The organism is Methylobacterium sp. JK268, assembly GCF_054052225.1.
The window spans coordinates 79433-99365 of the sequence record NZ_JBSVZN010000001.1 but is presented as its reverse complement, the minus strand read 5'-3'; the positions used below and the strand labels follow the sequence as shown (position 1 = coordinate 99365).

The window sequence follows — 19933 nt, the reverse complement described above, 5'->3', positions numbered from 1 at the left end:
CGATGGCCCCGTCGCCCCATCCCGTTCCCGTCGCGCTGCCGCGGCAGCGCTGGCTCATCGTGCTGATGTGCTTCCTGGCGGTGGCGATCAACTACATCGACCGTGCCAATCTCGGCGTCGCCGTGCCGATGATCCGCAAGGAGTACGGGATCGACCCGGCCCTGATGGGGCTGATCCTGTCGGCCTTCTTCTGGAGCTACGTGCTGATGCAGCTCCCGGGCGGCTGGCTCATCGACCGGTTCGGGGCGCGGGCCACCTACACGGCCGCGACGCTCGTGATGTCGGCCGCCACCATCGCCACCGCCTTCGCGGGCGGCGTCGCCTCGCTCGTCGCCTGCCGCCTCGTCCTCGGGATCGGCGAGGCGTTCTGCTACCCGGTCAACGCCAAGGTCACGGCGCTGTGGTTCCGCCGCGCCGAGCGCGGGCTCGCCACCGGGATCTGGGCGAGCGGGTCGCGGGTCGGCTCGGCCATGACCCTGCCGCTCGTCGCCTTCCTGATCGCGAATGTCGGCTGGCGGGAGGCGTTCCTGGTCACAGGCGCCATCGGCCTCGTCTGGATGGCGGTCTGGTTCCTGCTCTACCGCGACCCCGCCCGCGACCCGTCCGTCACCCCGGCCCAGCGCGCCCTCCTGGAGGCCGACTACGCCGCGCCGCCGGCCGGGCGCCGCATCGGCTACGCGGCCCTGTTCCGGCACCGGACCATCTGGGGGATGATGATCGGGTTCTTCTGCCTGAACTTCGTCATCTACTTCTACACGACGTGGTTCCCGTCCTACCTGACGGAGTCGCGCGGCTTCTCGCTGGCCGAGCTCGGCACCCTCGGGATGCTGCCCGGCCTCGTCGCCATCCCGGCGGGCTGGCTCGGCGGCTACCTCTCGGACCGCCTCTACGCGGGCGGCTGGAGCCTGACCGCGGCGCGCAAGACCTGCCTGGTCGGGGGCCTCCTCGCCTCCTCGGTGGTGGCGCTCGCCCCCCTGGTCCCCGGGGACGCGGCCGCCCTGGTGCTGCTGGGGATCTCGTATGCGGGCCTCGCCTTCGCGGGCGCCAACATCTGGACCCTGCCGGGCGACGTCGCCCCGACTCCCGCACACGTGGCCTCGATCAGCGGCATCCAGAACTTCGCCTCGAACCTCGCCGGCATCGCGCTCACCACCTTCACGGGGGTGATGGTGAGCCTCACCCAGGGGTCCTTCGTGATCCCGCTCGCGGTGGCGGGCGGCCTCAGCCTGGTCGGGGCGGCCGCCTACCTGTTCGTGGTCGGCGAGATCGCGCCGCTGCGGATCGACGAGGGCGGGCCCACCGACCTGCCCGCGCCGGCCGCCCCCGGGCGGGCCTGACCCCGTCCTCCCCCTCACCGAGAGGTCCGCCCCATGACCGCCCTCCCCTCCCCCATCGAGATCCTGCGTCCCGAGATCGTGTTCGGCGCCGGCACCGCCCGCCAGGTCGGCGCGCGCGCCCGCGCGATGGGCGCCCGCACGATCCTGGTCGTCGCCGACGCCTTCAACGCGGGCCGGGTCGACCTCCTCGACCTGCCGGGTGAGGTCCACGTCTTCGGCGAGGTCCGCCCCGAGCCCGACATCCCGAACCTCGAGCGGGCGCTGGCGCTCGCCGAGGAGGTCTCGCCCGCCCTCGTGGTCGGGTTCGGCGGCGGCTCCGCCATGGACCTCGCCAAGCTCGTGGCCGTGCTGCCCGACAGCGGCCAGACGCTGCGCGACGTGGTCGGCCCCGAGAAGGTGGCGGGGCGCCGCGCCGGGCTGATCCAGGTCCCGACCACCGCCGGCACCGGCAGCGAGGGCGGCACCCGCGCGCTCGTCACCGACCCGCACACGCAGAGCAAGCTCGCGGTGCAGAGCCGGCACATGCTGGCCGACCTCGCGGTGATCGATCCCGACCTGACCATGACGGTCCCGGCCGCCGTGACGGTGGCGACCGGCATCGACGCCCTCGCCCACTGCGTCGAGGCCTTCACCAGCCGCAAGGCCCATCCGCTGATCGACCTCTACGCGCTGGAGGGGGCGCGGCTCGTCGGCCGCTTCCTGCCCCGGGCGGTGCGGGACGGGCGCGACGCCGAGGCCCGGGCCGGGCTGGCGCTCGCCTCGCTCTACGGCGGCTTCTGCCTCGGGCCGGTCAACACCACGGCGGGCCACGCGGTCGCCTACCCGCTCGGCACGCGCCACCACGTCGCCCACGGCCTCGCCTGCGCGGTGATCTTCCCGCACACGCTCGCCTTCAACGCCCCCAGCGTGCCCGAGAGGACCCGGCAGGTGATGGCGGCGCTCGGCCTGCCCGAGACCGCCGAGGAGGCGGCCGTGGCCGAGGCCGCGACGCGCTGGTGCGCCGATCTCGGCGTGCCGATGCGCCTCTCGGCGCTGGGGATCCCGGCGGAGGATTGGCCGACCATGGCGGCGGAGGCCCACGCGATCCGCCGCCTCCTCGACAACAACCCGCGCGAGATCAGCCCGGCGCAGATCCTGGCGCTCTACCGCGCCGCCGCCTGAGAGGGATTCATGTCCGAGACCATCCTCCCGCGCGGCGTGTTCTGCGCCGCCCTCACGCCCCTCGACCGGGACCTCGCCCCGAACCTGCCGGCCTTCACGGCGCATTGCCGGCACCTCCTCGACGAGGGCTGCCACGGCGTGGCGCTGCTCGGCACCACGGGCGAGGCCAATTCCTTCTCGTCCGACGAGCGCCGGGCGCTGCTTGAGGCCGTCGTCGCGGGCGGGATCGCGCCCGACCGGCTCATGCCCGGCACCGGCGTCGCGGCGCTCACCGAGACGGTGGCGCTCACCCGCCACGCCCTCTCCCTCGGCGTCACCACGGTCGTGATGCTGCCGCCGTTCTACTACAAGGGCGTGAGCGAGGACGGGATCGTCGCGGCGTATTCGGAGATCGTCGAGCGCATCGGCGATGCCCGGCTGCGGGTGATCCTCTATCACATCCCGCAGGTCTCGGGCGTGCCGATCCCGCACGGCGCCATCGCGACCCTGCGCGAGCGCTACCCGCACACCGTCGTGGGCATCAAGGATTCGGCCGGCGACCTCGCCAACATGACCGCAATGGTCGACCGCTTCCCCGGCTTCAGCGTGCTCGCCGGCGCCGACCCGCTGATGCTGCCGCTGCTCAAGGCCGGCGGCGCCGGGGCGATCACTGCGACGAGCAACCTCGTCGCCCGCGAGCTCCGCTTCGTCTTCGACCACCACGCCGATCCGGCGCGGGCGGGCGAGGTCGAGGCCGCGCAGGCCCGGGTGGTGGAGGCCCGCGAGCGCGCCTCGCGCTTCCCCCAGATGGCCTCGCTCAAGGCGCTCGTGGCGGCGCGCACCGGCGATCCGGGCTGGCAGCGGCTGCGCCCGCCGCTCCTGCCGCTCACCGAGGCGGAGCGCGCCGCGCTCATCGGCGGAGAGGATCCGTAACGCGCCTCCTGAGCCGGCGCGGCCTCGGCGCGCCGATCCCGGGAGCGCCTCCGATCCTGATGCCGAGGCGCCGCGGATCGCATCGGCGGACCACCGACACGATCGAGACCAGACGCGAACACCCGGCACCGAACGACGCGCCAAGACGTCGAGCCCCGCCGATCACCGACCCCGCGAGGAAACGCCCATGCACGACTTCACCGAGGGCGAGAGCCTGACCATCGCCGCGATGGTCGTCGCCTACATCCTCTTCACCGCCTGGCTGACGCTGAAGCTGCGCAGCCGCACCAGCGCGCAGTTCCTCACCGCCGCGCGCGCCATGCCGGCCGTGGTGGTCGGCGTGCTGCTGATGTCGGAATTCGTCGGCGCCAAGTCGACGGTCGGCACCGCCCAGGAGGCGTTCAATTCCGGCATCGCCTCGGCCTGGTCGGTGCTCGGCGCCTCGATCGGCTTCCTGCTCTTCGGACTCTTCATCGTCCGCAAGATCTACGATTCCGGCGAGTACACCATCTCGGCCGCGATCGCGCAGCGTTACGGCAAATCGACCATGCTGACCGTGTCGATCATCATGATCTACGCGCTGCTGCTGGTGAATGTGGGCAACTACGTGAGCGGCGCGGCCGCGATCGCGACCGCCCTGCGGGTCGATCTGCCGACCGCGATGTGCATCATCGCGGCGGTGAGCAGCTTCTACTCGGTGTTCGGCGGAATGAAGGGCGTGGCCTGGGTCACGCTCCTGCACAGCGCGATCAAGGTCGTCGGCATCGCCATCATCCTGACGGTCGCGCTCTCGGCGACGGGCGGCCTCGCGCCGATGCGGGAGGCCCTGCCGGCCTCCTATTTCACCTGGGACGGCAAGATCGGCGCCGCCACCATCTTCGCCTGGACCTTCGGGACCGTGGGGGCGATCTTCTCCACGCAGTTCATCGTGCAGGCGATCTCCTCGACCCGCAGCGCCGGGGCGGCCCGCGCCGCGGCCTTCTACGCGGCGGCGTTCTGCTTCCCGCTCGGCATCGTGCTGGCGCTGATCGGGCTGGCCGCGCGGACGCTCTACCCGAGCATGAACAGCCTCTACGCGCTGCCGATCTTCCTCAAGAGCATGCACCCGCTGCTCGCCGGCCTCGTCACGACCTCCCTCGTCGCCTCGATCTTCGTCTCGGTGAGCACCGTCGCGCTCGCCATCGCGTCCCTCGTGGTGCGCGACCTCTACGTGCCCTACTGGAAGCCGGACGAGGCGCAGGAGCTGCGCATGACGCGCCTCTTCTCGCTGGTGATCGCCGTGGTGCCGCTGGTCTTCGTGTTCTTCATCCCGGAGATCCTGAAGCTGTCCTTCTTCACCCGGGCGCTGCGGCTGTCGGTCTCGATCGTGGCGATGGTCGGCTTCTACCTGCCCTGGTTCGGCTCGAACCGCGGCGCGACCCTCGGCCTGCTCGGCGCCGCGGTCGCCACGACGGTCTGGTACGCGCTCGGCAACCCGTTCGGGATCGACAACATGTACGTGGCCGCCCTCGCCCCCCTGGTGGTGATGGGCATCGAGCGGCTGGCCGGCTGGCGCACGCCCCGGCCGGCCCCCTCCCCCGCCTCCGCCGAGCGGCCCCGCGCCGCGACGCCCGTCTGACAGGAGCTCCCCATGCTCGACACCGTCGCTCCCCCGCCGGACCGCACCGGCGCGATCCGCCCCGTGGCTCCGGGCCGCAGCGAGGCCTTCCTCCCCTCCCCTTGCGTGCAGAACCACGCCGCCAACCTGATGCCGCTGCCGAACGGCGACCTCGCCTGCGTCTGGTTCGGCGGCACCCAGGAGGGCATGGCGGACATCTCGGTCTACGGCTCGCGCCTCGCCGCCGGGACCGACGCCTGGTCCCCGGCCGAGAAGCTCTCGGACGACCCCGCCCGCTCCGAGCAGAACCCGATCCTGTTCCCGGCGCCGACCGGCGACCTCTGGCTGATCTGGACCGCGCAGGTCTCGGGCAATCAGGACACCGCCTTCGTCCGGCGCCGCATCTCCCGGGATCACGGACGGAGCTGGGGGCCGATCGAGACCTTGTTTCCCCAGCACGCCGGCGGGGGCATCTTCGTGCGTCAGCCCCCGGTGGTACTCGGCAACGGCGACTGGCTGCTGCCGATCTTCCACTGTCCCACCATCCCCGGCCGCAAGTGGACCGGCGACACGGATACGAGCGCCGTCCGGATCTCCTCGGATGCCGGCCGCACCTGGCGCGAGGTGCCGGTGCCCGAGTCGACCGGCTGCGTGCACATGAGCATCGTGCCGCTCGCCGACGGGACGCTGCTCGCGCTGTTCCGCAGCCGCTGGGCGGACTTCATCCACGAGAGCCGCTCGACCGACCACGGCGCCACCTGGTCCGCTCCCGTGCCGTCGGCGCTGCCGAACAACAATTCGTCCATCCAGGCGACCGCGCTCGCCGACGGCCGGGTCGCGCTCGTCTACAACGCGGTCAACGCCGAGGCCGCGACCGAGCGGCGGGCCTCGCTCTACGACGAGATCGAGGACGAGGGCGAGGCCGCGGCCCCGGAACCGGCGCCCGAGCCCGGCCGGCGCACCGCCTTCTGGGGGACGCCGCGGGCACCGCTCACGCTCGCGCTCTCGCCGGATGGCGGCCGGACCTGGCCGCTCCGGCGCGACCTCGAGACCGGCGACGGCTACTGCATGACGAACAACTCGCGCGACCGCAGCAACCGCGAACTGTCCTATCCGTCGGTGGCGCAGACGCCGGACGGGGCGCTGCACGTGGCGTTCACGTACCACCGGCAAGCCATCAAGTACCTGCGGCTCGGCGCGGAGTGGGTCGCGGGCGATGCCTGAGCCCCTCCCCCGCGCGCTAGTGACGGGAGCGCGATCGGGCATCGGCGCGGCCATCGCGGCGCGGCTCCTCGCCGACGGCTACGCGGTGACCGGCCTCGGCCGCGGCGCCGGCGCCATCGCCCATCCGCGCTACAGCCACCTCTCCGTCGACCTCGCGGATTCCGGAGCGATCGCCCCGGCCCTCGCCGACCTGCGCGTCGGCGCCCTCGTCCACGCCGCCGGGCTGCTGCGGGTCGGCCGCCTCGGCGAGACCGGACCGGAGGACGCGGCCGCGATGTGGCGCGTCCACGTGGAGGCAGCGACCCGGCTCGCCGAGATCCTGGTCCCGCGCATGGAGGCGGGCGGGCGCGTGGTGCTGATCGGCAGCCGCACGGCCGCCGGGGCGGCGGGCCGCGGCGCCTACGCGGCCAGCAAGGCGGCCCTGATCGGCCTCGCCCGCTCCTGGGCCGCCGAACTGATGCCGCGGGGCATCACCGTGAACGTGGTGTCGCCGGCCGCGACCGACACGCCGATGCTCGCCGACCCGGCGCGCGCGGGTGTGGCGCCGCGCCTGCCGCCGCTCGGCCGCTTCATCCGGCCCGAGGAGGTCGCGGGGGCGGTGGCCTATTTCCTGTCGCCGGAGGCGGGCGCCGTCACGGGCCAGCAGCTGGTGATCTGCGGCGGAAGCTCGCTGTGAGCGGGGCCGCGTCCATGCGCGCATGCGCTCCACGGGAGGATGACCGATGAGTGACGACCAGGACCACGGATGGGCGCGGCGCGGCGTGCTGCTGGGGCTCGGCCTCGCGGCGATGCCCGGCCTCGCCGCGGCGGAGACGGGCGCGGACGAGGCCGTGGGCGCCGCCGTGGAGCGCCTGCGCGTCGCCATCCAGGCGGGCGACGCGGCCACGCTCGACGCGCTCACCCATCCGCAGCTCAGCTACGGCCATTCGAGCGGCCGGAAGGTGCAGACCAAGGACGCGTTCATCGCCAGCCTCGCCGGCCGGGTGAACTACAAGTCGCTCGCCTTCTCCGAGCAGGTCGTGCAGATCGTGGGGAGCAACGCGCTGGTCCGGCACGTCTGGGACGGCGCCGACATCCTGCCGAACGGCGAGATCGGCCGCTCCTTCATCGCGGTGCTGCAGGTCTGGGTGAAGGAGCCGGCCGGCTGGCAGCTGCTGGCCCGGCAGAGCTGCCCGCTCAAGCCGGCCTGACGCCGGAGGCGGCACCATCATGGTGAATGAGACGTAAACACCCGGTTCGCCCGTCGGGCTGCCGATGGCGGCGCGCGAGGTTTCTTCGCCCGAGGGCGGGGCTGTCCGGGCGACGGTGAGGCGCTTCCCCCTTTCCCGGGGGGCTTGCGGAGTCACAGAACTCGGAAAATAAAACAGGGCAGATACTTACGTCGGCACACAACTTTTCCCGGGCATGGCGCAGGGAACCCCTCTCCCGTGCGGGAGAGGGGCAGGGGTGAGGGCCCAGGTGGTTCAGCAAGAATTCTGACGTGTCCCGCTGCTAGCACGACCGTCTTCGCCCGATGACGGCACGGTCCGGGACCCTCACCCCTACCCCTCTCCCGCACGGGAGAGGGGATCCCGCGGGTCTCCTCGGTTTCGTTCAAGCAACAGCGAAAGACGAGCCTTTTAATGCCGATAGGCGAAGTGTGAATCCGCAAGCCCGCTCGGGAGAGAGGATCCCCCCCGCTCGGGACCGGCGTCGCTTGTCGTCGACATGGCATGGTCCGGCGAGCGAGGCCCATCGTCAGGGGCGTTGGATGTCTCCCGGACGACCGGGCCGCACGCGGGAAGGGTGTACCGCCCCCCTCCCCGCCCGCACCGCGCCGGCGCGGCCGCATCACCGCTCCCGCAGGTAGCGCAGCATCGTCCCGGCGTCGGAGACCTCCAGCCCGACGCCCGCCGGATCGTCCCGGAAGCCCGGCTCGGCGAACAGCTTGCGGATCGCGCCGTCCTCGACGTGCATGGAGTAGCGCCAGCTCCGCAGCCCCATGCCCTGTCGCGTGCGCCGGACCAGCATCCCCATCAGGCGCGTGAAATCCGCGTTGCCGTCCGGCAGCATGAACACCTTCTCGATGGCGCGGCTGCGCGCCCACTGGAACATCACGAAGGCGTCGTTCACCGACAGGCAGACCACGCGGTCGATGCCGAGCGCGACGAAATCGTCGTAGTGCCGCTCGTAGCCCGGCAGGTGCTCGTCGGAGCAGGCCGGCGTGAAGGCGCCCGGCAGCGCTAACAGCACGACACTCTGGCCGCCGAAGATCTCCGCCGTGGTGACGTCCTTCCACTCGAACGGGTTCGGGCCGCCGAGGGCCTCGTTGCGCACGCGGGTTTGGAAGGTCACGTCGGGCACGGTGGCGGGCGGCATGGGCGAACTCCCGGCGGGAGGAAGAGGACGGCGCGACCTTAACCTCGGCCCCTCGCGTGCGCCAAGGGACACCGCGCGGGGTCCGTCGCTGCGCCGTCAGCCCTTCCCGGCCCGGTAGGCCGCCACCAGGTCGGGCAGCCGGTCGAGGATGTAATCGGCGAGACCGGGTTCGAGCCGCTCGTCGAAGGACAGCGCCACCCTGTCCGCCCGGCGCTCGACCCGGGCGATCGTCCGGCCCTGCGCGTCGGCCCAGTCCTGCGCGCGGGTCGCCGGCGGCGGCGGGGAGACGGCGGCGAGCACGGCGGCGAAGCGCTGATCGGTCGGCTTCGCGCGGAAATCCGGATCCTCCAGGAGGGCGGCGAGCTTGCCGCGCTTGACCGTGCGGATGCCCTCGGCGAGCTGCATCCAGCGCGGGCGGCCCGCGGCGGGCGCCGGCCCGATCGCCGCCAGTACGTCCTCGGGCACGGTCCGGGCGACCGAGATCAGGGTCGAGAGGTCGCCCTTGCCGACGCCCATCGCGGCCGTGATGGTCTCGCGCGGGAAGCCGTGCTGCTCCAGCCGGAGGGCGAAGAAGGCCCGCTCGATGTAGCTGAGGTCGCGCCGCTCCAGGTTCTCCTTGCCCTGCGCCACAACCAGCTCGGCGTCGGTGAGCGGCCGGATCACCGCCCGGACGGGGCGGCCCAGGATCTCGGCGGCCCGGACCCGGCGGCGGCCATAGGCGATCTGGTAGCGGCCGGGTGCCGCCGGATTCGGGCGGACCAGCACCGGCACCTGCTGGCCGCTCTCGCGCACGCTCTCGACGAGCCCGGCGAGTCCCGGATCGCCCGGGTCGGGAACACGGTCGGCGACGAAGGACGGGTCGATCAGGCCCGGCTCGATCTCGACCACCGCGGAGCCGGCCTCGATCGTCGCGGCGGCGTCCGCCTGGGCGGCGAGACCGCGCAGGGTCTGGCTCATGGCGCCGATGGCGCCGCTGCGGCGCCGGGCGGCCGGGGAGGGGTTTGCAGCTGCAAACTCCGGCGTCTCGGCGGCCGGGTTTGCAGCTGCAAACGGCTCCGGCGCCGGCCGGGACGGGGGCTTGGCGCCGAACAGGGCGTCGAGGTTCGATTTGCGGCTCATACCCGCCCCCAGGCGCGGCGGATCAGCCCGTCGATCTCGCCGTTCACGGCCTCCAGGGCCTCGAGGGCGCGGTCGTAGGTGGAGCGTGTCACGCCCTCGCGCCCGATCTCGTAGAGGGTCTGCTTCGACAGGCCGGCATCCGACACGGCCGAGGATTTCAGCATCGGGGCGGTGAGCACCGCGTCCTCGAACAGGGTCCGGAGCATGCCGACGATCCGGGTCTGGGGGGCGTCCTGCTGCTCGTAGCGGGTCACGAGGTAGCGCAGCCAGTCGTATTGCAGCCGTCCGCCGTGCTCCGCCACCACCCCGAGCAGGTCCTCGGTCATGGCCAGGAACTGGCTCATGGAGGCAACGTCCAGCATCTGCGGGTGCACGGTGATCAGCAGCGCGGTGGCGGCGCAGAGGGCCGAGAGGGTGAGGTAGCCGAGCTGCGGCGGGCAGTCGATCACCACGACGTCGTAGCGCGCCTCCACCGCCTCGATCGCCTGGGCGACGCGGTCGAAGAACAGCGGCTCGCCGGGCCGGCGCTGGCCCAGCGCCCGCGGCGTCTCGTGCTCGAACTCCATCAGCTCCAGGTTGGCCGGGACGAGGTCGAGGCCGGTGAAGTAGGTCGACCGCGCGATCGCCGAGAGCGGGCGCCGCGCCCCGTCGTACCGGATGGCGCCGAACAAGGTCTCGTTCTCGCCGACCTCCAGCTCCGGCTGCACGCCGAACAGCGCCGAGAGGCTGGCCTGCGGGTCGAGGTCGAGGGCGAGCACCCGGTAGCCCCGGAGCACCAGGGACTGGGCGAGGTGCGCCGCCGTGGTGGTCTTGCCCGAGCCGCCCTTGAAGTTCGCCACCGCGACGACCTGCAGGTGATCGTCCGGGCCGCGCCGCGGCGAGTAGCGGCGCCCGGCCCGCGGGTTGTCGTCGAGATGGGCGCGCAGGGCGTGGATGTCCGCCAGGCTGTAGGAGCGCCGACCGGTCGGCGAGACCTCCGGCTGGGGCCCGAGCCCCTCGGCGGCGAGCTGCTGCAGGCGCGACACGGTGATGCCGACGATCCGGGCGGTCTCGGCCGAGGAGAAGCGCCGCAGCGTCTTGGCGGAGGTCGGCGGGAACAGGCCGGAGGAGATCGCCTGGAGCTGCTCGCGCAGGACGGCCGCGTGGGTTCCGATCATCGCAGCGGGCGCGATCGGGCCCGGGCCGGGCTCCGGCGCCGGCGAGGCGGCGTGACTCATGCTTCCGCACCCCATTTGCAGAAAAATCGCCGAGACGGCGCTTTGTCTGCAAGTGACCCGAAACGGCCCCGATTCGCAAGGGTCGGCGCGGCGATCCAGCAAGCCCCGCGCAAGCGTCGCGTCGGCGGCGGACCGGACGGGGGAGGGGCTGCTGCGTCACGGAGACGACACATCGCGCCCATATAGAACGTTCTAATTCGAATCCGACACTGGTCCGGCCGGGCCGTTCAACGCCGCACGGGGGCGACCGATGGAGCCGATGTCCCTTTCTCCGCAAACCCTGTTCCTCCAGGCCGGCCCGGTCGGGAAGGGCGTGATCGTGGTCCTCCTCGCGGCCTCGGTCTGGTGCTGGGTGCTGATCGCCGAGGGGCTCTACGGCACCGCCCGCCTCCGCCGCGCCCTGCGAGCCCTCGAGCGCGGGGAGACGCCGCGCTTCCTGCGCCCGCTCGTCGAGGCGGGCCGCAGCGCCGCCGCCGTCACCCTGCCGCGGGAGGGGGCGGGCGACGTCCGGCGGCGGACCATCGAGGCGATGAACCGGGCCGCCACCCATGCGATGATGACCACCGAGGGCGGGTTCTCGAACCTCGCGGTGATCGCCTCGGTGGCGCCCTTCGTCGGCCTCCTCGGCACGGTCTGGGGCATCATGACGAGCTTCGTCGGCATCGCCGAGGCCAAGGACACCAGCCTCGCCGTGGTGGCGCCGGGCATCGCCGAGGCGCTCGCCACGACGGCGATCGGCCTGATCGCGGCGATCCCCGCGGCCGTCGCCTACGGCCGCTTCGGCGCGGTGCTGGGCGCGCTGTCGCAGCGGCTGGCCCATCTCATCGAGGCGCTCTCGGTCGACCTGGTCGCCCGCGGCGAGGGCGCGGCGCGCCGTGGGGCCGAGCGGGAGGCGTGAGCCATGGCCTTCTCGTCGAAGGCGAACGGGCCTTACCGCCCCAGCGCCGAGATCAACGTCACGCCGCTCATCGACGTGATGCTGGTCCTCCTCATCGTGTTCATGGTGACCGCGCCCCTGCTGAGCGCGGGCGTGAAAGTGTCCCTGCCCCAGGCCCAGGCGGCGAGGCCGGTCGACCCCAAGGAGCCGGCCGTGGTCACGGTCGCCCGGGACGGCTCCCTCTCCATCGGTCCGGACGCGATCGCGGCCGAGGGGCTCGTGCCGGCCGTGCTGGCGGCGATCGGGAACGACCTGTCGCGCAGCGTCCATCTGCGCGGGGACAAGGACGCCGCCTACGGCGACGTCATCCGGGTGATGGACCTGCTGGCGAGCAACGGGATCACCCACATCGCCATCATCACCGTCAAGGCGGCCGGGGAGGGGGGTGCCGCGCCGGGCCGGTCCGCCGAGGCCGGGAGGGCGGGGCCGTGACGGCGCTGGCGATCGCGTCCCCGGTGCTCGTCCTCCCCCTGCCGCGGCAGGACCGGAGGCGGCTCATGGTGCGCGGATCGGCGCTCGCGGGCGCCCTCGCCCTGCACGGCCTGCTGCTGATCCCGCCGCCGGCCAAGCGCCTGCCCCCGGCGGCCGTCGAGACGCTGGACGTCACCGTGGTGGCGCAGGGCGACGCCACCACCGACACGGCCCGGGAGACGCAGAGCTCCGCCGAGGTGGCGCCGCCCTCGGAGCCGGAGCCCGCCCCGCAGGCGCCCGAGCCGCCGCCCACCGTGCCCGCCGCCGAGGTACCGCTGCGGGAGAACCCGACCGCCCCCGCGCTCCCCGTCCGCAAGCCCGCGCCGCCGGCCCCGCCGCAGCCGCGCCCGCGGGCCGAGACCAGACCCGTCCCGAAGCCCACACCGAAACCGGCGCCCGCCCGCAGGCCGGTCCCGAAGCCGAGCGCCGCCAGCACGGCGCAGCATCGCTCCCACGCGGGTGCCGAGCGGGGCGCCGTCGCCGATGCCGGCCAGGCGGTCGCGAATTACGGCGCCCGGGCGAAGGCGGAGATCAACCGCCACAAGGCCTATCCGGCGGCCGCGCGCGACCGGCAGGCGGCGGGCACCGTGGTGGTGACGTTCCTGGTCGGTCCCTCCGGGCGCGTCGCCAGCGCCTCGGTGTCGCGGTCGTCGGGCGACGCCGCCCTCGACGGCGCGGCGCTGCAGGCGGTGCGCGCCGCGAGCCTGCCGCCGCCGCCCGGCGGGCGGTTCGGCGGCCGCATCGCCATCGACTTCTCCCTGCGGCACTGACGCCGGCTCCCGTCACGGGACCGGGCGGGTCGAGTCGCGCAGGACGAGGCGGGTCGGGAACAGCCGCTGGGCCGGCCCGTCCGGCCCGGCCTTGCCCTCGATCGCCGCGACCACGCTCGCGAAGGCGAACTCCACCATCTCCAGGGTCGGAACCGCCACGGAGGTCAGGCTCGGCACCGTGTAGGCGCTCTGCACGAAGTCGTCGAAGCCCACGACGCTGATCGCGTCCGGCACCCGGACGCCATGATCGTGGAGCGCCTTCAGCACGCCGTAGGCGACCCGGTCGTTGGCGGCCACGATCGCGTCGGGCCGCGACGGCCGCGCGAGGAGCGCCTCGGCGACGCGGTAGCCGCTCGCCGAGGTCCAGTCGCAGGGGACGACGAGGTCGTCGCTCGGGCGGAGGCCCGCCGCCTCCAGGGCCTCGCGGTAGCCCCTCAGGCGCTCGGCCACGGAGGGCAGCCGCCGGCCCTCCCGCTCGCCCTTCAGGAAGCAGATCGACCGGCAGCCGGTGCGCAGCAGGTGATCGACCACGGCCCGCACCGCGTCGCGCTCCGCCCGCATGGCGTAGGGTGTGCCGGGCACGTCGAGGCCGAACACGAAGAACGGGACGCTCTTCGCCTGCAGGATCCCGATCAGCGGGTCGTCGCGGCGATCGGCGAGCAGCACGATCCCGTCGACCCGCGCCTCGCTCACCAGGCTCGCCACGCGGCCGGCGCCGTCCGTGTCGCCGCTGCGGCAGCGCCGGTGGATCAGCGTGTAGCCGTGCCGGTCGGTCACGTGCGCGAAGGTCTGGAGGACGAGCCCCTGGTAGGTCTCCTGCATCATGCCCGAGACGTCGTCGTAGGGCTGCGCCCCGGCCGAGAACACGCAGGCGATGCTGCGGCTCGGCTTCTTGCGCAGGGAGCGGGCGGCGAGGCTCGGCACGAAGTCGAGCTCGCGCATCGTGGCCTCGATGGTCTCCCGCGTGGTGCGGGCGACCTTCTCGGGATGGTTCAGGACCAGGGACACGGTCTGGAAACTGACGCCGGCCCGCTTGGCGACGTCCTTGATCGTGACTTGGCCCATCGTCACCTCGGTACCGGCCGGTTCGGCCGGCAGCCTGTCCGTCGCGCAGGTCTCCGCGGCCGCAACTTAGGGCCGGCGTGGTCCGAGATAAAGCCGCGGCCGGAATTCGAACATGTCGTCGAAGAAGCAGAATTCGGGTGCCCCGAGTTCGAGCACCGGCATCGCGGCGGCGAGCCGCGCCAGGGCGTCGCGGCGGAACGCCCGGTAGCGGGCAGCCTCGGGCTCGGTCAGCGGCGCCAGCGCGTAGGTCTGCGTGGTGTGGAAGCGGTAGGCGGCGTGACCCGGCTGCCGCAGCCGCAGCAGCTCGGCCAGGCGGTCGCGCAGGCCGCGCAGCTTCGCCTCCTCCTGGTCGTCGACCGGCGCGAGGCGGATCGCCTCGCCCGGACGGGCCTCGCGATCGTCGGCCCCCTCGGCGACCCGCATCCGGAAGCGCGGCTCGCAGCCGAGGTCGAAACCTTCGAGCTTCTCCAGGAAGACTCGGTCGCACGCGCCGAGGGGCGCGTCGAGGGGGAGGTCCGCCGGCCAGAAGCCCGGCTTGCGGACGAGGTCCACCACACCCTCGAAGACCGTCATGTGGTAGCTCGACGGCGGCGTGAAGGCGAACTTGCCCGCGTAGGGCTCCGCCGCCGTCGCGGCGCGGAACGCCTCCAGGGCCGCGGCGGCCGCGCCCCCCGGCGGCACGTGGCAGATGATGGTGTTGCCGGGGCAGGGGAGGACCTTGCCCGCGGCGGTGAACTTGATCCCGATCCAGGGGAAGCGGGGCGGCTCGCCCGACGCCGCGGCGGCGCGGGCCTCCGCGAGCGTGCCGAGCGCGAGCGCGCCGGACGCGCGGAGAAGGGACCGACGCGTCATCGCTCGCTCTCGTGTGCCTCGCAGTCTCTCGTGGAGCCGCATGGTCAGAAATCCAGGCTCAGGCTCGCCGTCACCGCGAAGGGTGCGCCGAGGTAGAAGGTCGGGCTGTTCTTCGCGGTCAGGCCGAAACCCGTCGTGTTTCCGGGATTGATGAACAGGTATTTCCGGTTCAGCAGGTTGGTGATGTTCAGTTTGAACTGACCGTCCTGCGCGCCCGGCAGCGCCTCCAGGAAGGCGGTCCCCCTCAGCTTGTAGCCGAGGCCGAGGTCGACCGTTGTGTAGCCCGGCAGCGCGATGTCGTTGGTGAGCGTGGCGTAGACCTTGCTCGTGGACTTGGCGCGGGCGAAGCCGTAGAGCGGTCCGTCCTCGTAGAGCAGGGTCGCGGCCGTGATGGAGAACGGCGCGTTGAAGTACTGCTTGCCCTTGGTCGTCAGCGCGACCTTGTCGCCGCCGGGGATGACGTAGCCGTCGAGGCGGTCGTCGTTGATGGCCTGCGACACCAGCAGGCTCCAGCCCTCGTAGGGCTTGGTGCCGACCTCGAACTCCGCGCCCACGGCCGTGGTGCTGCCGATATTCGTGTACTTGCTCGACAGGGAGCCGTCGCCGTTCGCGGTCTGGGCGATCCTGTCCGAGTACTTGATCAGGAAGCCGGTCGCGTTGACGTTCAGGAGATCGCCCTTGTAGCGGTAGCCGAGGTCGAAGCTCAGCGACCGCTCGGGCTTGAGATCGGGGACCGCGATCGCGTTGGTGGCGTTGTTCACGAGGCGGCCGTCGGCGAAGTTCGCGGGCACTCGCGCGTTCATGGAGACGTTGAAGAAGACCTGGTCGGCCGGATCGAGGTCGTAGCGGATCCCGAGCGCCGGCAGCAGGAACGCGTAGGTCCGCCTCACCGTATAGTCGAGGTAGGAATCGGTGCGGTCGCTCGTCCCCGCCGGCAGGTTGTGGAAGCTGCGGGCGTAGAAGCGCTCCCGCAGCGAGAGATCGACGTGCAGGGCGTCGTCGAGCAGCGCGATGCTGTCGGAGAGGCCGATGCTGGCGTTGGTATAGTCGGTCTTCCAGTCGCGGGCGGTGACGAGGCGGCCGTTGAGGTCGCGCAGCAGGTGCGACTTGAACCAGATGTCCGGCAGCGTGTTGCTGCCGCGGTCGATCTCCTCGAAGGGATTGAGCTGCGTCTGGTGGGTGTACTCGGTCCAGAGGCTGCCGGTGAGGGTGTGGTTCTCGACCCGGCCGGTCAGGCTCACCGTGTTGCCGACGCGGTCGAAGTCGCTCTGGCTCATCTGGCCGAGAAGGGCGTTGGTGCCCGTCGTGCCGTAGGCCGAGAAGGCCCCGATGGGCGATTTGAGGAAGCGGTTCGAATAGCCGCCTTCCTTCAGCAGGATCTCGCCGGTGCTGCCCGATTCCTGGTGCAGGAGGTAGGGCGTGATGCGCAGGTCGACGCCGTCGAGGGGGAACTTGCCGTCCGCCGACAGGTAGGCGTGCCGGCCCGGCTCCCAGTAATCGTGGAAGTAGCCCGTATTGGCGGGCGTGTACGGAACCGCGAGCGTCGTCGCCGAGAACGCCGCGTTCTTGCCCGCCAGGATCGTCGGCGGCGTCCGCAGCCAACCGTTGTTGTAGCCGAAGGCCTCGTACTGCGCCTTCGACACCGTGCGGATGTAGGTGTTCTCGAACTGGTTGAAGAACGACGTCACGGAGACGCTGCCGCCGCCGTCGAGCTTCCAGTCGAACCGGCCATCGACGTGGTGGCGATCCGCACCGCCCGGGCCCGCGAACGTGTCGGTCTGCGCGTGCGAGTAGGACAGGTAGCCCTTGAGGGTGTCGTCGCGCATCAGCCCGGTATTGACGCGCGCGAACGTCTTGAAGAGGTTGTAGGAACCGACCGATTGCGAGACCGTGGCGCCGCGGATGTCGGTGGGCGCGCATTGCTCCATGGAGACCTGGCCGCCGATCGCTCCGTGCTGGGCCACCGCGCCCGCACTGGTGCCCTGCGTGACCGAGATCGCGCAGAGGTTCTCGCCGTCGGTGTAGACCTGGGGCAGGACCGCGAAGGTGCCGGGATCGTTGAGCGGGACGCCGTTGAGCGACAGGCCGATCTGCGTGCTGTCGAAGCCGCGGATCGAGTAGCCGCCCCCGAACAGGCCGGAGGGGTCGCGCGAATAGGCGTTGACGCCCGCGACGGTGCCGATGCGCTGCGCGACGTTCTCGGTGCTGGGTTGGCGGGCGAGATCCTCCCGGCGCAGCGTCGTCGTGGCCGCCGTGCCGTTCTGCGGCGCGAGGAGGGGGGTGCCGCCGTCAGCGGCCGGCGCCGCTCGGGTGGACGCGGCTTCGACCGACAGGGTGCCGAGGTCATTCACCCCCTGGGACCAGGCGGATCCGGGCAGGATCGCCAACGGAGCGATGACGGGCGCGGCCGCCCGAATGTAGAACGTTCTAATTCGCATCGATGCTGCCCCCGTCCTGTTGATCTGTCCGGTCGACCCCGAGGCACCCCAGGCGCGTCTCGGATCACCCTCATCCTTGGAACGTTCCAACTCCTACGGAGCGCGGATTTCAAGCGTGTGACGCCTTCGCCTCCGGTCCGGCGCGGCCTGTCCAACACCGGGCTGCGATGCCGTCCGTCGTGGGGCTGCTATTCCCGCTTGGATGCCGTCGGCGCGGCGCTCCGGGGCCGATTCGTGGGGCCGTGATTCCCATTTGAGTCCCTGGGAAGCTTGCCTCCCGGTTCCTGCTCACGCCCAGCCGGTGCGGGCCTCGTGGGGCTGCGATTCCTGCTTACGGTGATCCCCGCCGGCGCGTATTACCGTGCGTTTCCAACACGATATTCGGCAACTTCGATGGCCGGCCGGTCTCTGTGCCCGGAAGGAGGCATGGGTTTCGCGCATCAATCGCGGTCGCACTCTCGGCCCGTGGGGAGGATCTGGCCGAGAGAGGTTTCCGGAAGGGCGCATGGCAGCCCTCGTCGTGGGGCCGTAATTCCGGACGAAATCTCTTCTTTCTCAGTGGTTTGGCCGACCAGGTCGAGCGTGCCCGGCTCGTGGGGCCGGTATTCCCGCGACTCATGTGGGAGACCGAGACACGCTGCGCTCCGAAGGGGCTCAACGCAGGACTGCGACGCGACTCTTCCGCCGGACCATCCTGCGGTTCGTTCTCTGGGGCTGCAATTCCCGAGCAATCGATTGAAAATGCGAAGGAAATCCGCGAGGCCGATGAAAACTTCGGCCGTTCCTCCATGCCCGGCGAATCGGGATTCTGGGGCCGCAATTCCGAAAATTGTGCTGAGATCTCAGAGCGTTGCGATGGTGTGGGCAGGATCCGCGTCCTTCCCGGCAGCCTTCCGGGTCCCGCTGGACGCTGTGCGTCGGCGTCGGAGCGCCGTGAGCTTTCGTCGACTTACAGTCGATTCATAGATCGTATTAGGAGTCTGCGGAACGCTTCCTTCGATTTCAATGACTTAGCGCCGTCTCGTGGGGCCGCGGCTCCGGTTCGTGAGGCCGCGATTCCCTCCGGTGGGGTCGGGATTCCGTGTCGTGGGGCCGCGGTTCCGGCTCCCGCGGAGTTTATCCACACCCGGTCGGTCGATGTTCGTCGCTCGCCGGCCCGCTTCGTGGGGCTGCGATTCCCGATCGCTTGACGCTCACCCGCCCGCCTGCAGTGTGGGTGGGTGAGCAGCGGAGGCGTCATGCAGGACAAGCGCGATCTGACCGAAGCCGAGAAGAAGCGCTTGGCCCGTGACGAGCGCACCCGCCGTAACCGGCGCGGTCGCACCAATCCCTCGGCGGTGCCGGCGCGGCTCACCCGCACCTCGGCCTTCGCGCCCCGGCGGTTCGGCCTCGTCGATCGCGGCATCGAGCGCATCTTCCACGTCCCGGGTCACTCGGTCGTGGTGGTGAAGGGCGGCGAACTCGGCTCGCTCCACCGCGACATGATCTACGCGCTGTTTCGCCTGCGCAGCAAGATCGCCACCTACCGGATGCGGAACCCCGAGGCGCCCACCAACGGCACGATCGACGGCATCCCGTCCCACATCGACGTCGTCGAGAGCGTGGTGTCCTGGCGCGATCTCCTGCGCACCATGGGCAAGACCGAGCACGTCAACAACCTCCTGACCGCCAAGAACGTGATGGAGGACCTCCGTCAGATCATGCTGACCATCTACGAGGGCGATCCGGACGAGGTGATGCGTCGCCTGGAGAGCGGGCGGCTGCCCCCCGGGCGCGGCCAGATCACCGGCGTCATCGACCTCGTGGAGTGGGAGGGCGCGAACCTCGACAGCAAGGTCAAGGTGCGCTGGGGCCGGGCGGTGATGACCGCCTTCCGCAGCCGCCACCTCGTCTCGCTGAATGCCGAGGTCCAGTTCGCGTTGAAGAGCGACTACGCCAAGAGTTTCTGGCCCTTCATCGATTCCAATCCCACTCACGTCTACGTCGACGAGACGATGCTGGCGGCTCTGGTGGCGCATCCGATCCGGGAGGGCCGGGAGACCAACGCCCAGCGCTCCCAATTCCGCAAGGATTGCCGGCAGGCCTTCGACGACATGGTTCGGGCCGGCGGTCTCCTGAAATACAGTGTGGAGGAGATCGGGCGCGGACGCCTCAAGATGAGGCGTTACCATTACAAGCACGCCTTGCCGCGCGCCGACGAGAAGCCGCAGCTCGAACTGGAGTTGCTGCCGGCTCTTCCGGAGGAGTCCCGCGCCCTCCTGCCCGCCTGATCGTCGCGCGCCCGAGGTGCCGTTGCGCCGCGGCACCATCGTCGGCGCTCCGCCGGGGTCGGGATTCCGGCGCGCGGCGGACGGTGAGGGATCGCGCCGGGTCGATGTCCCGTGAAACGCCGGGTGACGGACGAGGACCGGCCGCTGTCGGTATTCGCGCCATCGTCATCGCGCATCTCGATCGCGTTGGATTGTGAGGGATGGC

At 71.6% G+C, this 19933-nt stretch carries 17 protein-coding genes; 11 read left to right on the top strand and 6 right to left on the bottom strand.

Annotated features, from left to right (window positions below):
• Nucleotides 1–2: 2 nt before the first annotated feature.
• From ACW9J6_RS00395 to ACW9J6_RS00365, 7 genes are all read left to right on the top strand, one after another.
• Nucleotides 3–1337, top strand: a complete 1335-nt coding sequence (locus ACW9J6_RS00395) for an MFS transporter (RefSeq protein WP_457114438.1) — start codon at nucleotides 3–5, stop codon at nucleotides 1335–1337.
• Between the two features lie 33 nt (nucleotides 1338–1370).
• Nucleotides 1371–2498, top strand: coding sequence for an iron-containing alcohol dehydrogenase (locus tag ACW9J6_RS00390; RefSeq protein WP_457114437.1), 1128 nt, complete (start codon nucleotides 1371–1373; stop codon nucleotides 2496–2498).
• 9 nt (nucleotides 2499–2507) lie between these two features.
• The gene (locus ACW9J6_RS00385) at nucleotides 2508–3410 is read left to right on the top strand and encodes a dihydrodipicolinate synthase family protein (protein ID WP_457114436.1); all 903 of its coding nucleotides are present in this window, start codon (nucleotides 2508–2510) and stop codon (nucleotides 3408–3410) included.
• A gap of 187 nt (nucleotides 3411–3597) precedes the next feature.
• A complete protein-coding gene (locus ACW9J6_RS00380; RefSeq protein ID WP_457114435.1) occupies nucleotides 3598–5028 on the top strand; it encodes a sodium:solute symporter family protein in 1431 nt (476 codons plus the stop codon).
• 12 nt (nucleotides 5029–5040) lie between these two features.
• Entirely contained in the window at nucleotides 5041–6231 is a 1191-nt protein-coding gene (locus tag ACW9J6_RS00375) for a sialidase family protein (RefSeq protein WP_457114434.1), read from the top strand.
• A complete protein-coding gene (locus tag ACW9J6_RS00370; protein WP_457114433.1) occupies nucleotides 6224–6907 on the top strand; it encodes an SDR family NAD(P)-dependent oxidoreductase in 684 nt (227 codons plus the stop codon). Before ACW9J6_RS00375 ends, ACW9J6_RS00370 begins: the two co-directional genes overlap by 8 nt.
• A gap of 46 nt (nucleotides 6908–6953) precedes the next feature.
• Nucleotides 6954–7421, top strand: coding sequence for a DUF4440 domain-containing protein (locus ACW9J6_RS00365; protein WP_457114432.1), 468 nt, complete (start codon nucleotides 6954–6956; stop codon nucleotides 7419–7421).
• A 640-nt stretch (nucleotides 7422–8061) separates the two neighbouring features.
• On the opposite strand, the gene ACW9J6_RS00360 is transcribed toward ACW9J6_RS00365, so the two are convergent.
• The 3 genes from ACW9J6_RS00360 to repA all read right to left on the bottom strand — a co-directional run bounded on the left by ACW9J6_RS00360 (nucleotide 8062) and on the right by repA (nucleotide 10925).
• Nucleotides 8062–8589, bottom strand: coding sequence for a redoxin family protein (locus ACW9J6_RS00360; protein WP_457114431.1), 528 nt, complete (start codon nucleotides 8587–8589; stop codon nucleotides 8062–8064).
• A gap of 96 nt (nucleotides 8590–8685) precedes the next feature.
• A complete protein-coding gene (gene repB, locus ACW9J6_RS00355; RefSeq protein ID WP_457114430.1) occupies nucleotides 8686–9708 on the bottom strand; it encodes a plasmid partitioning protein RepB in 1023 nt (340 codons plus the stop codon).
• The gene (repA, locus tag ACW9J6_RS00350; RefSeq protein WP_457114429.1) at nucleotides 9705–10925 is read right to left on the bottom strand and encodes a plasmid partitioning protein RepA; all 1221 of its coding nucleotides are present in this window, start codon (nucleotides 10923–10925) and stop codon (nucleotides 9705–9707) included. The genes repB and repA overlap by 4 nt, the downstream gene beginning before the upstream one ends.
• A 250-nt stretch (nucleotides 10926–11175) precedes the next feature.
• On the opposite strand from repA, the gene ACW9J6_RS00345 reads away from it, so the two are divergent.
• The 3 genes from ACW9J6_RS00345 to ACW9J6_RS00335 are packed head-to-tail and all read left to right on the top strand — an operon-like array spanning nucleotide 11176 to nucleotide 13103.
• Nucleotides 11176–11823, top strand: coding sequence for a MotA/TolQ/ExbB proton channel family protein (locus ACW9J6_RS00345; protein ID WP_457114428.1), 648 nt, complete (start codon nucleotides 11176–11178; stop codon nucleotides 11821–11823).
• A 3-nt stretch (nucleotides 11824–11826) separates the two neighbouring features.
• The gene (locus ACW9J6_RS00340; RefSeq protein ID WP_457114427.1) at nucleotides 11827–12294 is read left to right on the top strand and encodes an ExbD/TolR family protein; all 468 of its coding nucleotides are present in this window, start codon (nucleotides 11827–11829) and stop codon (nucleotides 12292–12294) included.
• Nucleotides 12291–13103, top strand: a complete 813-nt coding sequence (locus ACW9J6_RS00335) for a TonB family protein (RefSeq protein WP_457114426.1) — start codon at nucleotides 12291–12293, stop codon at nucleotides 13101–13103. Before ACW9J6_RS00340 ends, ACW9J6_RS00335 begins: the two co-directional genes overlap by 4 nt.
• 12 nt (nucleotides 13104–13115) lie before the next feature.
• On the opposite strand, the gene ACW9J6_RS00330 is transcribed toward ACW9J6_RS00335, so the two are convergent.
• The 3 genes from ACW9J6_RS00330 to ACW9J6_RS00320 form a co-directional block, all read right to left on the bottom strand.
• On the bottom strand, nucleotides 13116–14168 hold the full coding sequence (locus ACW9J6_RS00330) for a LacI family DNA-binding transcriptional regulator (protein ID WP_457114425.1): 1053 nt from the start codon (nucleotides 14166–14168) through the stop codon (nucleotides 13116–13118).
• A 66-nt stretch (nucleotides 14169–14234) separates the two neighbouring features.
• Nucleotides 14235–15020: a DUF1868 domain-containing protein gene (locus tag ACW9J6_RS00325; protein WP_457114424.1), complete on the bottom strand. Its 786-nt coding sequence runs from the start codon at nucleotides 15018–15020 to the stop codon at nucleotides 14235–14237.
• 44 nt (nucleotides 15021–15064) lie between these two features.
• Entirely contained in the window at nucleotides 15065–17371 is a 2307-nt protein-coding gene (locus ACW9J6_RS00320; RefSeq protein WP_457114423.1) for a TonB-dependent receptor, read from the bottom strand.
• 1325 nt (nucleotides 17372–18696) lie between these two features.
• Between ACW9J6_RS00320 and ACW9J6_RS00315 the strand changes: the two genes are divergently transcribed.
• Entirely contained in the window at nucleotides 18697–19728 is a 1032-nt protein-coding gene (locus tag ACW9J6_RS00315) for a hypothetical protein (protein ID WP_457114422.1), read from the top strand.
• Nucleotides 19729–19933: the final 205 nt, after the last annotated feature.

Excerpts from the sequence above, each read along its gene's own strand:
- ACW9J6_RS00395 (WP_457114438.1), top strand. The coding sequence starts at position 3 with ATGGCCCCGTCGCCCCATCCCGTTCCCGTCGCGCTGCCGCGGCAGCGC.
- ACW9J6_RS00390 (WP_457114437.1), top strand. The coding sequence starts at position 1,371 with ATGACCGCCCTCCCCTCCCCCATCGAGATCCTGCGTCCCGAGATCGTG.
- ACW9J6_RS00385 (WP_457114436.1), top strand. The coding sequence starts at position 2,508 with ATGTCCGAGACCATCCTCCCGCGCGGCGTGTTCTGCGCCGCCCTCACG.
- ACW9J6_RS00380 (WP_457114435.1), top strand. The coding sequence starts at position 3,598 with ATGCACGACTTCACCGAGGGCGAGAGCCTGACCATCGCCGCGATGGTC.
- ACW9J6_RS00375 (WP_457114434.1), top strand. The coding sequence starts at position 5,041 with ATGCTCGACACCGTCGCTCCCCCGCCGGACCGCACCGGCGCGATCCGC.
- ACW9J6_RS00370 (WP_457114433.1), top strand. The coding sequence starts at position 6,224 with ATGCCTGAGCCCCTCCCCCGCGCGCTAGTGACGGGAGCGCGATCGGGC.
- ACW9J6_RS00365 (WP_457114432.1), top strand. The coding sequence starts at position 6,954 with ATGAGTGACGACCAGGACCACGGATGGGCGCGGCGCGGCGTGCTGCTG.
- ACW9J6_RS00360 (WP_457114431.1), bottom strand. The coding sequence starts at position 8,589 with ATGCCGCCCGCCACCGTGCCCGACGTGACCTTCCAAACCCGCGTGCGC.
- repB (WP_457114430.1), bottom strand. The coding sequence starts at position 9,708 with ATGAGCCGCAAATCGAACCTCGACGCCCTGTTCGGCGCCAAGCCCCCG.
- repA (WP_457114429.1), bottom strand. The coding sequence starts at position 10,925 with ATGAGTCACGCCGCCTCGCCGGCGCCGGAGCCCGGCCCGGGCCCGATC.
- ACW9J6_RS00345 (WP_457114428.1), top strand. The coding sequence starts at position 11,176 with ATGGAGCCGATGTCCCTTTCTCCGCAAACCCTGTTCCTCCAGGCCGGC.
- ACW9J6_RS00340 (WP_457114427.1), top strand. The coding sequence starts at position 11,827 with ATGGCCTTCTCGTCGAAGGCGAACGGGCCTTACCGCCCCAGCGCCGAG.
- ACW9J6_RS00330 (WP_457114425.1), bottom strand. The coding sequence starts at position 14,168 with ATGGGCCAAGTCACGATCAAGGACGTCGCCAAGCGGGCCGGCGTCAGT.
- ACW9J6_RS00325 (WP_457114424.1), bottom strand. The coding sequence starts at position 15,020 with ATGACGCGTCGGTCCCTTCTCCGCGCGTCCGGCGCGCTCGCGCTCGGC.
- ACW9J6_RS00315 (WP_457114422.1), top strand. The coding sequence starts at position 18,697 with ATGCAGGACAAGCGCGATCTGACCGAAGCCGAGAAGAAGCGCTTGGCC.